Here is a 17134-nt window from a genome sequence, read left to right as displayed (position 1 = left end):
AAATGTTTCGAAATAAGGAAAGACAATCATTAAAATTCCATTCGGTTAATATGAAATTTTATTACCAAGGTAGGTTCAGTTCTTTCACTTCATGCTGATAAAAATTCTCAAACTTTTCGGCGAGTTCTCTTGAAATTGGTTTTGTGATGCTGTCTATATTATTCTCTAACTGTTTTATTGAAGCATTACCTGGTATAACAGTACTTACTGCATCATAAGCCAAACAAAATGAAATAGCTGTTTGCGACAGGTTATGCTCCTCGTCAATCATTTTTTTTAAGCTTTCTATTAAAGATGCCCTCACTTTAATATCATTTTTCGACCAACGTTTTCTTATATCGTTAAATGCACTGTCAGCATCATATTTTCCGGAAAGCCATCCTGAATCAAGCGGAATTTTTGCGATAATACCTACCTTTTTTTCTAATGCTAAATCAAATGCTCTTGCTGTATCCTGATGAAGAACATTAAAGAAAGCTTCAATTACTTCACAGTTTGTGGTTTCCATAAAAAGCTTCATCTGATCATGAGTGTCTAAAGATGCGCCATATGCTTTTATTTTTCCTTCTTCCTTAAGCTCTTCGAGTATTTCATAATGGTCATTTTTATTTCCATCAAGATACTCAGGCGGTGGGTTGTGAAAAATCAGTGAATCAACATAGTCCAAGCCCAGTCTTCTTAAGCTGCCCTCTAAAGATTCTCGAATGTAATCTGAATGATAATTAGTATCTCCTGAATCTGTATGACCAAATTTTGTATTCACAACAATTGTGTCTCTGTCGATTCCGCTCAGCGCTTTTCCTAGTCTTAATTCACTTGTTCCAAATCCATAATTAGGAGCCGTATCAAAAAAATTAACGCCCAGTTCAATTGATGCATGAACCATTTTAATCGCCTCTTTTTCGGACAGACTTCGCCAACCAGATTCTGCTCCAAGTTGCCAGGCCCCAAGGCCTATTTCAGAAACTGCTGGAGAATCCTTTATGTATTTATTATATTTCATCTTGGATGAAAGTCATCATAATGGTAATTATTCTACCTTCTTAATTAGGATTGAAGGATCGTATCCTTCTTCTCCCTTACTTACTTGTTCGCTAGGATTATAGTGGCGGATAAGAACATTAAACTTACCGGTAGTATTTCCTTCTAAAATAGGAATATTATTAGGCTTTCCTTCACAACCAAAATGTAACGTATAGGTACCATCTGCATTTGCTACAGGATTCATTTCGCTGGAAACATGGGCGATATCATTAAACATACGACCATCACCATTATAAACAGTTGCCGACCAAAATGACTTATCCTTAGGATCTTTAAAAGTCACCTCATAACAAGCATCATTTTCAAAGTATTGACTGGTTTGGTAGATATTATCTTCTACCATGGCACCACCCCATCCACCGGCCGCTCCAACATAATTCATATAAGGAGTTTGACCACTCTCAACATTTCCAAAAGCTTTAGATTGATCATAACCATCGCTGAAATCAATATTCCCTGCCGCGTCAATTTCTTTAAATGACTTCATATCCCATTTTTTAACCTCAAAAGGCTTTGCGCTGCGTGACTCAACTACAAGATTACGACGTGCAGCATCTTCAAGAGCACGAACGATCACAAAAGCATGACTTGTTTTAGCATTAATATGGTGCCTACCTGATCCGTAGATCATTGGCTGTGTTTCGTGATTCTCGTCAACAATCTGCAACGAGACATACTTATCTGTTTTCGGTATGTTCACAAAAGCCCCTCCATTTGACAAGTCTATAACTGATACTGAATAGTAAGTGTCTCTGTTCATCCTAACAACAAACTGTTCTTCAGGAACACTGCTTGGCACTGGCATCTCGAAAAATGTATTCACACCACCTGATTTTTTAATAACGGCGGCTAAACGCATATTTGTATAGGCGCGTGGAAAATTGTCTTGTGTTACGATTGTTCCCTGAGGCTCCTTTGCTACCTCCTCAATTATAGGTTTTTCTGAAGTATCTTTCTTTGAAGTTTGACAAGAAAACAACAATCCACAAATCATAATGCTAGATACTAATTGACTCACTTTATTCATAATGATATTAACTTTTATTTATTATTTAATCTTTACTAATTATAGAATATGTTCTATTTTTCAAATTTTAAGCATCATTTATCTGACCAAACAGCTAATTCATTTTGAGAAGGGTCTATAAAATGAAATCTTCGACCCCCTGGAAAAGAGAAAATGTCTTTTGAAATACTTCCACCCGAAGCTACAATAAGGTCTTTTATTAAATTTAGATCTCGATGGTACAAAACTATTAATACCCCATTAACAACCTCGTTTTCGGTTTTTTCAAACCCTCCGTGCAGCCCGCTTTCCGAAAAGGCTGTATAATCTGGTCCATAATCTTTAAAAGTCCAATTAAAGCATCTTGTATAAAACTGCTTCACTTTTTCAAGGTTTTTCGCCTTGAATTCAACATAATTAATGTGATTGTCTAATAGTTCCATCGTGTCAAGTTTGTTTTTTTTCTATCCACCAAGCCCATAATACAAAGAGCCACATAGCATTTGCAGACCAGGCAACAGCGTTCATTGATGGAGGTGGTGGGCCATAAATATTCATGAAATACATCCCTAAGAAAAATATGATGAGCGTCCAAAAAGCAATTTTTCTCTTTGGACTAACCGTTTTAAAATACAAATAAACACCCGTAACAAATAAGCCTACCTCAACAATAATTTCTACAACAGGAAAATTCCATAAACCCAATCCAACCCTTGTACTGCTGAAAGGTGATAGTTGTAAATCAGGTGCGTGCGTTAAGAAATCTAATACCCAATGACTGCACACCAGCAGACCTAACAAAACAGAACCTTTTTTATTCTTAGTAAACAAAAAGTAAACTGTTGAGAAAAGAACAGCCCATATTATTGCAGCAAATAAACTGTGTGAATAAGGATAAGAGATAAAGTTAAGTGGCGTCATCGCCGTATTACCCACTTCGACTTCAAATGTTTCAATTCCAAGTAATACAAAAATCGGCCATAGTAAATCCAATAATTGCACCGCAATAAACATGATGGCCAGAGATGGAAGTCTGTCGAATTTTTTTCCTGCAAAAGCAAGTGCATAATGCCCTATAAACATAGTGTTTTTATTATTCTGTTTTTATTTTCACCGCCTTTGTAAAGGTCAAAATAAGGCGTTTATTGATCATGTTTTGCGGTTTTGTTGATGCACCGTAATAGAGCTCGGCAAAAGCGACAATATCGTTGAATGCAATCCAAACTTCTTTTTTATCATTTTGATATACCAACAGTTTTTGACAAAAGGCATCCAAGCCAATTTTAGGCGATGTCATCATAGCCTTACCACCAGGTGTAGGCCCACCGAAAAGCAACAATGTATTTGGATTTAATTCCACATCATATGCCTTGGCTTCACTCTTATAATCAATCTCTCCAAACCAACGTGTATCCGATTGCGCATTTACAATTGTCTTTAACTTCTCTACAGTCGTTTCAAAATCAAAATCAGACTGAATTTTCACCATACCAAAACCAGCTTCCACTCCTTCAATATTTGAAGTAGAAATAACCTTAGCATCAAATGATGCTAATGACTTGTTCAGTTTACTATTAAACTCAGCTAGGGTTTCATCACTTAAATTATGTCGTTTTGCGATAAAAGCAGCTGAAGTATAAGCCAGGCTGGTTTTTAAAGTATCTGCCTCGCTGTAACATAAATACTTAAAGGGTAAATCCAAACCTACAAGCGGGTCACTTTTGGCGAGAATTGCTGTGTTTGTTTTTGGATCTGAAAAAATTCCGGCAATAGCAGGGGGCGTATAAACCCCTACTTCTTTCGCCATTCTATGGTGGTCTAATGAGGCAACCAAAGTCATCCCTTTATTGGCTTTATGCAACTGGCCATTTAGCGCATCTACTTTTTCTAATATGGTTTTATTAGTAACTTCATCCGTTTTGTAAAGCGCTTCCCCTTCTTTGGTTTTAGCCTTATCGGAACATCCTATTGTTACAATGAGCAAGAATACCCATACTAGTGTTTTGTAACTTATCATCTTATCTAACTAGAATTTATATTTTATAAAAATAAGCCTTTTTGCTCTAAACAATACCGTTTCAATTTTAGTGGTAAGCAGCTTCAATTGTATTTCGTAATGTATCTTTAATAGCGTCACTGGCAAAAGAATGTTTGATGGCTTCCATGATACAATGTTTAATGCGCTTCTTTTTCCAGTCAAATGTTTTCTCCATAAGCGCATATTCATCGGCCAATGTGACATTTGATATGGTTCGAGAATCTGTATTAAGGCTCATAGAAACTCCGTATTCGAATAATTTATTAGCTGAGTGATGTTCTATGTTTTCAAAAACATCTGTTTGAATATTACTGGTAGGGCAAACTTCTAAATGAATCTTATTTGCTTTTAAATGAGCAAGCAATTTTTCATCTTCCACACTCCTAACACCATGGCCAATTCTCGATGGGTAAAAATTCAACAAGGTTTCCCAAACACTTTCTGCTCCTTTAGCCTCTCCTGCATGTGAAGTGCAAGGAATATGCTTATCATGAGCATACTTAAAGGCCTCAATATGATTGTCTATTGGAAACCCTGCTTCATTAGCAGCAATATCAAACCCGACTACATTGGTATTTTTGTATGCTTCAACAAGCCTTACCGTTTCCAAACTTTGCTCCTTAGAGTAATGTCGCAAAGTACATAGTATAAGATTTGCATCAATCCCATATTTTCTTATCCCTTCTTCTGTTGCTCGATTAACAGATTCAACAACCTCAGCAGAACTAAGTCCTTTCATAGTATGTAACAGGGGTGCAAAACGTATTTCTGCATAGATTACATGATCGTCTTTGAGTTGTTTAAAAAGATCTAACGTTACAAGTCTTAATTGCGCTTTGGTTTGCATTAAATCAACCCCTCTATTGGCTCGATGAAGATAATCGGCCAGATCCTTGCACTTTGCAGGTGCTATAAAGGATGCTGAATAGTCTTTAAATGACACTGATGGATCGATCTGACTCACAACATCAAAGCTCAAGGAGCAGTCTAAGTGTAAATGAAGTTCAACTTTAGGTAGTTTTTTATAGTCCATCATTATCTATTCAAAAAAACGGATTAGAATTTGGCTAAGCTCATCCGCTTGATCTTCTTGTATAAAATGACTAGCATCTAAAATATAATGGGTTCTGTTTTTAGCTCCAGCAATGCTGTTTTGTAGCAAAACATCTTTTCCTTTCCACATCAAATCTTCGTGATTCCCCCAAATGGTTATGAATGGTTTTTCGAAAGACACCAGCTTTTTATTCAGTTCTCGATTCAAACCAGCTTCCTCATCCGCTATTTCTGTTGGAATCATTGAAGGGAATTTTCTTACTGCATTGTAATCAGTTTCAGCAGTATAATAACTATCGTATACTCTTTTTATACTATCAGGCAATGCTTTCTTGCTTCCCCAATTGACAATGTTTCCGGCCGAAAATGCAGGTTCATTCTTGGCATAATTTTTAAAACCCGTAAAACTTTCTGGAATCATCTCATTCCCTTCAAAAAGATAGGCATAAGAAACTGCGACTTTTTTGAATTTATCTTGATGTTTTGCTACGATTCGCAGGCCAATCATACCGCCCCAATCATGAGCAAATAAATTAATTTCATCCAATTCCATTTTTGTAATAAAGTTGGTCAGCCATTCGGTTTGACTTGAATACGTAATTGCATCAGGATTTTCTGGCTTGTCAGAATATCCAAAACCAACCAAATCAGGTATAATAACCCTGAACCCTCTAGCAGCAATTTGCGGTGCAATATTCCTGTATAAATAGGCACTAGCAGGCTCACCGTGAAGTAGAAGAACGATTGGGTCATTCTTATTTCCGATATCCAGATAGGCCATCTGTACGTGATTACCTACTTCTAAAAAATGATACTGGCTTTTATCTGAAAAATCTGTTTTGAATATATCCTTGTCTGCCTTACTTTCTCTTGTAAAAGCTGAAAAAATGAGTATTGACAATAAAATTAACAGGCTTGAATAAGATAAGATTCGTTTCTTCATAGATATGGCTGTTATGGAGATAAATCAAAAGTTGACATATGCTCTAATTATTGACTAAAATAGTCAAAATAGCCCTTCAGCTGCATTCAATTTATTAAGACTTTAATATCTTCGATAATACGCTTCAGTTCTTCGGTGTCAGTTCCGTCATATTGGCCCCGAATTTGCTTGTCTTTATCCACTAAAACAAAGTTAGAAGTATGAATAAAGTCTTGTAAATCTCCATCGCCTTGTTCCACAACCGCAAAATAGCTTTTACGCGCTAAGTTATAAATGTGTTTTTTTTCTCCGGTAGTGATATTCCATTTTGAGGCAATCACACCTTTATCCATGGCATACTTTTGCAATACAGAGACACTATCGATATCCGGAGTAACCGACAATGACAGTAACATAACATCTGAATCATTCATAAATTCCTTTTGGATTTTAGCCATATTATTAGTCATAATCGGGCAAATCGTTTGACAGCGCGTAAAAAAAAAGTCAACCACATATATTTTATTCTCATAAACCTTTTGCGTAATAATATCACCACTTTGATTGATTAGTGAGAAATCAGAAACCTTGTGATTTTTATTTGTATCCCGAAGACTCCTATCGACTAAAACTGGATCAAAGTCTGAGGGATTATAAATGGGTAGCGTTTCTTCCGAAGCCTGATTGCAAGAAGTTGATGAAATGAAAACAAGCGCAAATAGAATAATGAAACATACTTTTAGATTGCTCATTTATGATACTTGTTAGATTACTTTTCTCGATACAAATTCTTTGGCTTCTTTCAATTCTGGCCTGTCACTATTTGAATTTTCAGTCAAGTGAAGGAGCTGATCAAAATACAAATCAGCTTTTTCTTCATTACCCGATTCTTTGGCCGCAATAGCGGCACCATACAAGCCATTAAACCTGTTCGGATGACCCTCAAGATTTACCTCATAGGCCACCAATGCTTCCTCTGGCCTATCCAATTCTAGCAGCATATCGCCCAATAATTCATCCGCAGGTAATATTTCTCCGGGGGTTACAGGATGTTTTGTTGTTTCACTTTCCAGTCTGGCTGCAAGTTTCATTAAAGTAAGTGCTTCTTCATTATCACCTTTTGCCAGGGCTGTCCAGGCTTCGATTATTTTGATTTCAATTGCTACTTGACCCGCCTTATAAATTGACTGAGCATCGTTTATCGCTATCAGTTGTTGATGGAAACTTTTGATGAGTTCCAGCTCGCTTTCCGCAGAAGCGATATCTCCTGAACGCACCGCACCAAATGCTTTTGCAAAATGCAAAATCGATCCTTCCCATGGAAAATTATCCCATTCAAATTCTAATGCAGGCCTCTCTAAATTGGCTGCCTCAATCCAGTTTCTATTCTCAAGTGCAATTCTGGCCGGGATGGCATTTGCCGAATAGGCAACAGCAAAATCATTAACAGGAAAGGCTGTTTTTATCGACTTCATATATTCGTTTTGTTCTTTCACCTTTTCACTATCTCCTTGCTGTAAATAAGCATAAACAAGGTAATCCATGGCGTGTATTTCTTGAGACCAATGCCCTTCTTCTTCTACACTTTCTGAATAACAAATCGCTGACGATGAAGAATTTAGATTGGTATCGATCGACTCTTGCCAAAGCCCGAGTCGGGTAAAAATATGTGATGGCATGTGTTGTGCATGTGCAGAAGAAGGCGCTATTTCAGCATACCTCCTTGCTGTTGTCAGACCTAATGAAGCAATTTCAGGATAATCATAGGTGTGAATAATATAATGTGCAATTCCGGGATGGTTGGGATATTTCTGGAAAAGTGCTTCTAAAATAGCTCCGGATTTTCGTTGGTTCTCATAGGTCATATCATTAGGATCTGCTGAAGAAGTTAAAGACAAGGAATATAAGACTGCCGCCTCTATATCATCTTTATTGTTCAAATAAACCTGTTCCATTTTTTCTTCATACAATAACTCTCTGGTCTTGTGGTCAAGGGTTTCCCAATCTTTATAAAAAACACCAATTGCATCCAGATACTCCTCAGCACGTTCAGATTTTTGCAATGTTTTTGCAATGTCAAGAAGTTGTGAGCCTTTTTCTAATTCCTTCGGACCTGGAGGAGCCCATAACTCATGGTAAATACTCATGGCAACGCCCCAATAGGCCATAGCACATTCAGGGTCAGCATCGATTACTTTTACAAATGCTTTTTCAGCTTCTGCATATTCAAAGGAGTGCAACAAGGATATTGCCAAGTCAAAAGCCTCTCTTGTATCATATTTACATTCTAAAGCAAAACTTACATCGCCAAATTGTGGATTTCCGCACAACAAAATATCACCACGACGTAAATCAATTGATGCCAATGCCTCGGTTGGGTCGGATTTATCTTTTTTACAGGCCGAAAGTGAAAAGAATAAAATTGCAACTAAATAAATCAATACTTTTTTAGAATGTTCCATTCTTTAAAGATACTGAAATTTAATAACTCATTGATTAAGTGACTTTTGAAAACCAATTAATCCCCATATTGGTCAAAAATTTATTTACTTTCTTTATTATATTCCCCATCTGAATATCAACTGAATTACTGTAACAACACCAATAAAAAGAATAAAAAATAAGGATAACCTCCGAAATTTGGATTGAGGTATGTAGACAAGTATTTTTTTTCCAATAAAGGAGCCTAGTAAACCAATAATAAATAAAAAAGGAACGTATTTCAGATCGTGCTTGTGTATGTAACCATTATTGTAGTAAACAAACATCCTTGAAAAATCTATCATGAAATCTATAAAGGCAGATGTTGCTATAAATACACTTTTATCTAAATTGAATGCCGCCATGGTCAGGCCTCTTATTGCACCACCAGTTCCCAGTAAACCAGCTGAAAATCCTGAAAAAGAGCCACCGATAATGGCGTTTTTCTTATTCGGTGAAATAGTGATTTTTCTTTTGATCAGAAATAATGAACTGAATCCAATTAAAAATAATCCTAAAACGATTTCTAAAATGTCAGTATTCAAAAAGCTGGAGAGGAATCCTCCAATGGTCACAAAAACTACAGAAGGGATACCTATACTTAACAATAACTTCTTGTCTAAGCCTTTCTTAAACAAGAAAATTTTACTCAAATTACTTGACAAATGAAATAGTGCAGTCAGTCCTAAAACTGAATAGAAATCAAAGTAAAAATTACCCAATGGAACAAAGAAAACTGATGAACCAAAGCCTCCAATAGTTCCAATTATTTCAGCTATTAGCGCTAATAGTAAAAAAATATAGTTGACCTCATTCATTTATATTTTTTTGATACAGCTCTTTATCATCTGGTAAATAAAGCAATCAATTATTTGTGATATTCGCCTTTGTTAACATTTGATTTAATTTTCACGGATTGTTAGAATGATTTATGCTCCCTTTAAGGCCTGTGAACACATTGTCTTGAAATTAGAATTTAGGCCAGTAAGGGTATACTAATTTAAGCTTTTGTATTATCGCTGCCAATGAATTATCCTCATTTTTGTGCAATACTCTCAAAGTCAGGTCCTGAAGCAAATCTGTTCTATCAAATTGCGTATTTGATTCGAAAATAGTTTGGCGCAACTAAGATCAATATTATAGGTTTATTCCTAAGTGTCCTATATCATTGCACATCACAATCACTATTATTACAATGGCTGAGTAGCCGACTAATCTATATAATGTTTTTCATTTAGGGTTGATTAATAACCCGTCATCATTTAATGAGCAGCACCATAATAGACCATATCAATAACGATTAAATCAGGCCTTTCCAATGATCGCTGTTTTGAGCTTTTGGGTGGAATAGCACCCATAACAAAATCAAAATTAAACATCATGTGCATTTTTGAAACTACCGGAGTTCCACCAATTGATGCAGGGAGCCATCCTTTCTTTATATTTTCAAAAGCTTTCTCCAAAGCTTTATTCAAATTATTATCATAAGACGTCTCCATTTTATAACCTTCTATTTCTCCTTCGGTATTAATATCAAAGGAAACCATGACCACGCCTGGTTTTGCTTGAGCATAGACACTTGGTGGCGGCTTGAGTACCGCTATCATAGTCCGTTTAATTTCATTTTTGAAACCTATATAAACAGCTGGATGATCAACATTTGTCATCTTAAAGTTACCTTCTTTTTTGACTTGGACTGAAGCCTCTTTAAAGTTTACGTCTATGATCTCAATTAACTTTTCTTCATTATAATCATAGGATATATATTTACTATTATCTGCTCCCATAAATGACCATATCCCAACCTGCTTATCTTGCTCATATTGGCCTTTTACCAGGGTATCTCCTGAATATTTACTAAGTTTCAAATAATCTCCTTGCTTCTTTTTTGAGCTTTTGTCGATGGTATATATCTCTTCATAAAAATATGCTGAGTTTTTCTTTTTTTTCAGTTGTTGACCTGTCATGTTTGCGCACATGACTATGGCGAGTAGCAATGTTATCTTTTTCAATTTTTTTGTGTTTTATGCTCTACTATGATTCATATAAGGGTTCATTCTCAAGGGGCAAATATAATAAATATACATTATCTGTATGTTTTGAATCACTGCTTGATACTGACATAAAGACCATGCATAAATCATATTCTAAAAACTTTATTCAATAACCAAGCTTTTGTTTTTTGGGTACTTGACAATATATTTTAAATCTATGTCTTTGTTTTCTTTAGGCTGCAAATCAAATTCCCATTTCACTTCACCGTTGCTTAAATTATGCTTCCCTTTTGAAAGTTCAAGCACCTCCACTTTGATTTCATCAAGTGTTGACACGGGTATTTGGTCTATAACCAGCATGTTTATGCTCTGAGATTTATTATTTTTAACAGAAATTGCCCAGTCTCTACTTTCTTCTTTCTTACTTCCCATAAATTTCTTGGAGGCATAATTAGATATCTTTTTTCTATCCACAATTACATTTTTATCCCGACCAAGTGATATTTGCAAACTATCTGAAGTAAACCTTACATCAAGTAAAGTCTTGCCTACATAAGTATTCTCAAAAAAGATATTCGCCTCACCTTCTAATAAATTATATTGCTCCCAGTTATTAATACTGGCAATTAAAAATGCTTGTTTTTGAATTTTCGGGACGCTATAATACTGATAATCAGCAGCAAGTTTGTATTTCGCCATATCAACAGCATAACTCTTGTTATCAGACATAATGGAATAAGGCACATCAATCTCAAAATTGATACTCGTCTGGTTTTCCACTTGAACTAAAGGAATAGAATTATCATAGTCATCCTCGTTTACTTTTTGAGTAGCATAACCCATTGATTTTTTTTTCCTTGAGATTCCTAGAGATGTCACAACAACTTCGTCCAAGGTTTGTTCATCATACGCTAAAACCACATCATGTCTTGAACTGTTTACATTTATAGTTTTGCTCTTAAATCCAATAAAAGTAAATTCAAGCTGGCTGGAAGTTTCAGGCATTGTTAAAGTATATTTACCATCAAAATCTGTAGTAGTTCCTATGGTTGTTCCTTTAACGAGAACCACAACTCCTGGCAATGGACCTTCTGCATCTGAAACGATTCCTTCCACCTGATTGATCTCACCTTTATACTTGGGGGGTGCTGTATGGTAATTTAAGTAATAGGTTTTTAATGATGGAGCCACACCCGATAAATTAGGGTCTGCAGATGAAAGACTCAACTTCACATTCTTCCAATCAATTTTTGTATCCTGCTTTACGTTGGCCTTGTAAATTAGTTCTATTGGCTCATTGATGTTTTTTGCTCTGATATCATATGATGGCAACCATCCGGCATTTGAAACCAAATATGAAATTTCAAAATCAGTCTTTGATTGCTCCTCACTTTCAATCTTAACCAGAACTTCTCCATTGGCATAATTCCTTTGACTTGTCATCGATTTAATTTGATTCTGGAGATCAAATTCCTTTTCTCTTAGCTCGTACAAAGTGGTATTTCTATCAATTTCTTTTAGCTTTAATTCGGTGAGTTTACTGCTATAAAAGCTAGAGGCTTCTTTTAGGTTCGAAACACTTAATTCCTGGTTCTTACCTCCAATACTTCTATTTTCTTTTAGGAAGGATAATTCTTCATTGAGAATATCGAGATGTGTTTTTTCTAATTCAATTCGTTTTTTAATAGTCTTAAACTCCAATTCCAGTTTCTCTAACTCCTTGTCTTTTTCCAATTTATCAATAAAATTTTGCTGGTGATTAACTGATAAAACGGTAACATTGCCATTTGCTTTTACCTGAACACTTTTTGCATTTATAAAGGGAGAAAGATTTGTAAATTTTAAAATTGTTTTACCCTTATTCAACACAACAGCCTTCTTTCTGACTATTTGCGCTCCTTTTATAAATACAGTGACTTCGCTAATTTCTGTTTCATATGCTTGTTCATTTATCTTTTGCGAAAATGAAACGCTAAAGCTTAAGCATAAAATAATAAATGCAATTTTTTTCATAGTTATTTTGTTGAATCTTTATCTTTTTTCAATGTCTAATATAAGAATAGTAGCATAATATGCTACAAAATATTCATTAACTAACAGAGGAGTTTAGTATTTAATTTCTGATACTTCTCTTTTCTTAGCAATTAATAAAAGAGAATCTGCCTCTTCAAATTCATCATAAAATTCAATCATGAGAATTTCAAATTGTTCCGCAAAGAAATGCTTTAACGATTGCTCTGTGTGATAGTTGACAAACAGACCTTTAAAAATTTCTGAACCTTCTCCTCTCCAAAAAGAATGGCAAATGATTCCATGAGGATTTAAAACGTCATTTTGCCTTTTTACAGCCTCTACAAGTTCGCTGTCTTTTAGGTGATGCATTACTTTATTAGAATAGATTCCATCAAAATTTTGATTGGTTTTGAGCGTAATCGCATCCAATTCAAGAAAGGTTCCGTTAGGGTGGTTCGCATTGAGGTGTTTTAGAAATTCCGGTGAATTATCTGAACCCACTACCTCATAATCATCTTTTAAGATGTTCCAGTCTGTTCCAGGTCCTGTCCCAATTTCAAGTAAGCTCGATTCGGATGGCAAGAAATCTTTCAGTTTTTCAATCAGCTCAGCTCCATTTACATCCTTTGCTAAGCTGATGTATTCTTCAACTGACTCTTTGGTTTTATAATATTTTTTTGTCATTTTCTAAATGCCAATTCAACTGCTTATCCTAATTCAATGGATATACCATACCGACATACTCTTTGTATACATTCCAACCAGCAATTAGCTCTTCTTTCTTGTCTGGAAACGCAACGGAGAGATCATTAATTTCTGAAGGATCTTGACTTAGGTTATACAACTGCCAGTCTCCTGTACCAAAAGGACTGACAAGACTAACAATTTTCCATTCATCTTTAAAATAAGCCCTGTTACCATGCAATTCATAGCCTACGCCTTCGTTGACGTGAATATTTTCTACATCGCCAGTCAATAATGGCACAAGCGATTTCCCCATCATGGGTGGCGTGCTTTTGCTTTCTTCACTTGGGTGAATGACTTCTGCCAAGGCTAAAAAAGTAGGCATTAAATCTGAAATATGACCAAAAGAGTGAATCATCGATTCATTTGATTTTTTCGATTTTGGAAGTTTAATAACACAAGGTGCTCTGATACCCCCTTCTGTTGTAAACCCTTTAAATAGACGAAATGGTGACATACTGGCTGAAGCCCAATTAGGGCCCATATCACCAAGAGAATTTGGAAGACCCATGTTTTCTAAGCTATTGTTGAATGAATCCATAAACTCCTGTGTTTGACCTGGATAAGCCGTGAAATGGTGCCCGTTTGCGCCATTGTCACTAATAAATACAACCATGGTATTGTCCATCTTTCCAGATTCCTCTAACCATGTGAATATTCTTGAAATTTGTGCATCCATGTAGTCAATCATGGCAGCATACACTTCCATTTCTCTAGCTGTAATTTGCTGCTCTTCTTCAGATAATTCTTCCCATTTCACACCATTCCACGGAAATTGATTGGTATCCTCAGAAATGATTCCTAACTCCTTTAATTTGTTGTATCGCTCAGTTCTTAATACATCAAAACCGGCGTCATATGCTCCTTTGTATTTGTCTATATAATCCTTCGGAGCATGCAATGGATCATGCGGTGCGGTATAGGCCACATATGCGAAAAATGGTTTACCATCAACCTTGTCTGCTTCTAACCATTCTAACAAGTTATCTGTATAGTTTTTAGTAGAGTAAAAATCTTCGGGAAGTGTTTCAATTTCTTCACCATTTCGCGCATAGGTCATAGGTTCAGTTGGACTAACAGGAAGTTGATCTGGCCAGTGGCTTCCTCCGCCATTAAGCAATACAAATGTTTGCTCAAAGCCCCTGTCAGATGGTTTAAAACCATCCTCCTCTCCAAGATGCCATTTACCAACCATATAGGTATGGTAACCAGCTTCAAACAGTATTTCTGGCAAAGCAGCAACCGTCTTATTTAAAACACCTTCATAACCTGGATTCTTCTTTTGTTCGGCCGTCATCATTTCTCCCATAGCACCCAAGCCTGCAATATGATTATCAGTACCTGATAACAATACTGATCTTGAAGGCGAGCAAGTTGGTAAAACATGAAAATTGCTCAATAAAATTCCTTGCTCGGCAAGTCTGTTTAAAGCTGGTGTCTGAATTTCAGAACCGAAAGGCCCTATATCGCTTAGCCCCATATCATCGGCAACCAGCAAGAGAATATTAGGTTTTGAATTTACTATTTCGGTCTCTTTTCCTTTTGAATTACAAGAAATTGTAATCAGAAGAATTATCAAATAATAACTATAATATATTTTTTTCATAAGGACATATTCAAATATTACCGCCAAGGGCTTTAGCATGATTACTTGTGTCTAATCAAGATCAACTAATACCGCATGACGAAGATAATAATATAAGTGAATATTGGATGAATATATTGCGTTCCTTTGAGGATAAGGCCGCATATTTACTACTAACATTTATAAGGAAGTGTTTTCTTGTGCTAACTGAATCGGCAATGCAAATAAGGCTCGATAAGATTGAATGAATTATTGTAGCAAAACTCAATTTACGAAAGGTTTTTTATGCTTAATATTTAATTTTACGGTAAGGATTTAAGTAATAATACTATCCTTTTATCTTTATAATTTTAACCTTATTTAGCGCCCTCATTAAGAAATATGTCGGATCAATTTCATGCCATCGCACACCACCAAAATTTGCCCTGCTCCCATGCTTGTGATGGTTGTTATGATAAGCCTCTCCCATCATTAGAAAATCAATCGGTAATAAATTTTTAGAGGTATCACTTACTTTGAAGTTCGTATAGCCATAAATATGGGCATACCAATTTATAATTACACCATGGATAGGTGCCATTAATATGATAACTGGTAAAAATAACCATAACCACCAAAATGATGCGAATTTGATAAAGAATGCGACATATAATGCTGTCCAAATAATTCTCGAAATTTTAGAGCTGGCCATTTGATCAAAACGATACCATTGCGGAACATTCTTTGTGAATTTCTTATCGACCTCAATTTTTCCCCTATTGATGCTTTGATAAATAGACTTTGTTCTCCACATCATTGCAAAAACATTCTCATCATACTTCGGCGAGTGAGGGTCTTTATCAGTATCTGCATAGGCATGGTGCATTCTATGCATTACCCCGTATCCATAGGCGCTTAAATAGTTTGAACCTTGAAATAACCATGTTAAAACAAAGGTTGTTCTTTCAGCTGCCTTCGACATAGTGAATGATTGATGTGCAGCATATCTATGAAGAAAGAATGTTTGAAAAAACAAACCTCCATACCATAAAACTAAAAATAAAACTATAATTTCCATTTGCCTGTATATAACACTGCAAATTTAGGAAGGACTTGCATCAAGTACAATGAACCTAAGTTAAGAAATTCGCTTTCTGATTCTGCTTAATGCTTGTGGCGTTACGCCAATATAAGATGCAATATATTTTAATGGAATTTGCTTGATCACATTTGGGCGGTCTCTAAAAAGGTTCAGATAACGTTGTTCTGACGTTTCATTTAATAGCGCTTGCTCTCTTTTAGATTTAATCAAAAATAATTTTTCTGCTACATAACGCCCCATAGTATTGCCGATTTTAGTAGTTTCATAGACCTCCTGCAGATCAGCATAAGAAATACTCCAAAGTGTTGTGTCAACCAAGGTTTCTACCTGATATGTTGATGGGGTTTGTCTTAAAAATGAATCATAGGCGCTTATAAATTCATCTTGAAAGCTAAAGCCAAAAGTGATCTCCTTTTCTTCATCTTCTTTCGGAATATACAAGCGTACCTCTCCCCTTTCAATAAAAGAGATATAATTCTCGATTTGACCTTTTTTCACCAAAACACTTTTCTTCGAAAACACTCTTTTTTCTAGACGTGATGAAAAAAGAAGCCAGTCCTTTTCATTAACGGCTGCTATAGTTTCTATGTATTTTCTAAGTTTATGCATTTCAGATTTTTGAAGCCACAAAAATAGGTAATTTTAATTGACAAAATTACTTTGTTCGGTAGCTCTTGCGTCTTTGATAATTATATCAGGGTATTTATATAATTCCAGAATTTTAATTGCATTTCTAGTCTTTAATTTTCCAGCTTTCAATTTATGGTCAAAATACAGTTCGTCGTTTTTAATATTCTCACTGAAGTGATGTATATCATTCTCTTTTTCTTTTTCTTTTTCTTTTTCTTTTTCTTTTATTATAGCAAAATATTACTAAGAGCAGCTGCTATCTGCAACTATTTGTTTGATTTCCTGATCTCTTTTATCGTTACATACATCGCTATAATTAATAGAATATTTGATATAATACCTAGAACAGGTCCTGTTTCAAATCGCAAATTCTTGACGTCTAATTGACTTAGGTTCATAATCAGTAAAATAGCCCCAGCCAGCATTATTATTTGTGCTATTCTTATTTTATTCATGTTATAAATTTTATTCAGTGAAAATCAAAGTTTCGTTCAACAGGCGCATCATTTCAATACGCCACTATGACACCATATTTAGTATTAA

17 protein-coding genes are annotated in these 17134 nt (G+C 35.4%); all 17 read right to left on the bottom strand.

Features of this window, described 5'->3' with window-relative positions; genetic code table 11:
- Positions 1-61: 61 nt before the first annotated feature.
- Positions 62-1003, bottom strand: coding sequence for an aldo/keto reductase (locus QWY87_RS11280; RefSeq protein ID WP_290291205.1), 942 nt, complete (start codon positions 1001-1003; stop codon positions 62-64).
- A 27-nt stretch (positions 1004-1030) separates the two neighbouring features.
- Entirely contained in the window at positions 1031-2071 is a 1041-nt protein-coding gene (locus tag QWY87_RS11275) for a DUF1254 domain-containing protein (protein WP_290291203.1), read from the bottom strand.
- A 74-nt stretch (positions 2072-2145) separates the two neighbouring features.
- Positions 2146-2493 (bottom strand): VOC family protein, encoded by a 348-nt coding sequence (locus tag QWY87_RS11270; RefSeq protein WP_290291202.1) that lies wholly within the window; start codon positions 2491-2493, stop codon positions 2146-2148.
- 4 nt (positions 2494-2497) lie between these two features.
- Entirely contained in the window at positions 2498-3133 is a 636-nt protein-coding gene (locus tag QWY87_RS11265; protein WP_290291200.1) for a metal-dependent hydrolase, read from the bottom strand.
- A gap of 10 nt (positions 3134-3143) precedes the next feature.
- Positions 3144-4067 (bottom strand): DUF302 domain-containing protein, encoded by a 924-nt coding sequence (locus tag QWY87_RS11260; RefSeq protein WP_290291199.1) that lies wholly within the window; start codon positions 4065-4067, stop codon positions 3144-3146.
- Between the two features lie 67 nt (positions 4068-4134).
- Positions 4135-5121 (bottom strand): adenosine deaminase, encoded by a 987-nt coding sequence (gene add / locus QWY87_RS11255; protein ID WP_290291197.1) that lies wholly within the window; start codon positions 5119-5121, stop codon positions 4135-4137.
- 6 nt (positions 5122-5127) lie between these two features.
- Positions 5128-6084 (bottom strand): alpha/beta fold hydrolase, encoded by a 957-nt coding sequence (locus QWY87_RS11250; protein ID WP_290291196.1) that lies wholly within the window; start codon positions 6082-6084, stop codon positions 5128-5130.
- A gap of 86 nt (positions 6085-6170) precedes the next feature.
- On the bottom strand, positions 6171-6815 hold the full coding sequence (locus QWY87_RS11245; RefSeq protein ID WP_290291195.1) for an SCO family protein: 645 nt from the start codon (positions 6813-6815) through the stop codon (positions 6171-6173).
- Between the two features lie 12 nt (positions 6816-6827).
- Entirely contained in the window at positions 6828-8525 is a 1698-nt protein-coding gene (locus tag QWY87_RS11240; protein WP_290291194.1) for a tetratricopeptide repeat protein, read from the bottom strand.
- 96 nt (positions 8526-8621) lie between these two features.
- Positions 8622-9362: a sulfite exporter TauE/SafE family protein gene (locus tag QWY87_RS11235; protein ID WP_290291193.1), complete on the bottom strand. Its 741-nt coding sequence runs from the start codon at positions 9360-9362 to the stop codon at positions 8622-8624.
- A 444-nt stretch (positions 9363-9806) separates the two neighbouring features.
- Entirely contained in the window at positions 9807-10556 is a 750-nt protein-coding gene (locus tag QWY87_RS11230; RefSeq protein ID WP_290291192.1) for an energy transducer TonB, read from the bottom strand.
- A 144-nt stretch (positions 10557-10700) separates the two neighbouring features.
- Entirely contained in the window at positions 10701-12551 is a 1851-nt protein-coding gene (locus tag QWY87_RS11225) for a DUF4139 domain-containing protein (protein ID WP_290291191.1), read from the bottom strand.
- A gap of 93 nt (positions 12552-12644) precedes the next feature.
- Entirely contained in the window at positions 12645-13235 is a 591-nt protein-coding gene (locus QWY87_RS11220) for a class I SAM-dependent methyltransferase (protein WP_290291190.1), read from the bottom strand.
- Between the two features lie 28 nt (positions 13236-13263).
- On the bottom strand, positions 13264-14901 hold the full coding sequence (locus QWY87_RS11215) for an arylsulfatase (RefSeq protein ID WP_290291188.1): 1638 nt from the start codon (positions 14899-14901) through the stop codon (positions 13264-13266).
- A gap of 307 nt (positions 14902-15208) precedes the next feature.
- Positions 15209-15937: an acyl-CoA desaturase gene (locus QWY87_RS11210; RefSeq protein ID WP_290291186.1), complete on the bottom strand. Its 729-nt coding sequence runs from the start codon at positions 15935-15937 to the stop codon at positions 15209-15211.
- A gap of 60 nt (positions 15938-15997) precedes the next feature.
- The gene (locus QWY87_RS11205) at positions 15998-16570 is read right to left on the bottom strand and encodes a Crp/Fnr family transcriptional regulator (protein ID WP_290291185.1); all 573 of its coding nucleotides are present in this window, start codon (positions 16568-16570) and stop codon (positions 15998-16000) included.
- A 287-nt stretch (positions 16571-16857) separates the two neighbouring features.
- The gene (locus QWY87_RS11200) at positions 16858-17046 is read right to left on the bottom strand and encodes a hypothetical protein (protein WP_290291184.1); all 189 of its coding nucleotides are present in this window, start codon (positions 17044-17046) and stop codon (positions 16858-16860) included.
- Positions 17047-17134: the final 88 nt, after the last annotated feature.

The organism is Lutimonas halocynthiae (assembly GCF_030409835.1).
GTDB classification, from domain to species: Bacteria; Bacteroidota; Bacteroidia; order Flavobacteriales; family Flavobacteriaceae; genus Lutimonas; species Lutimonas halocynthiae.
This window is presented reverse-complemented; position numbering and strand designations above follow the sequence as displayed.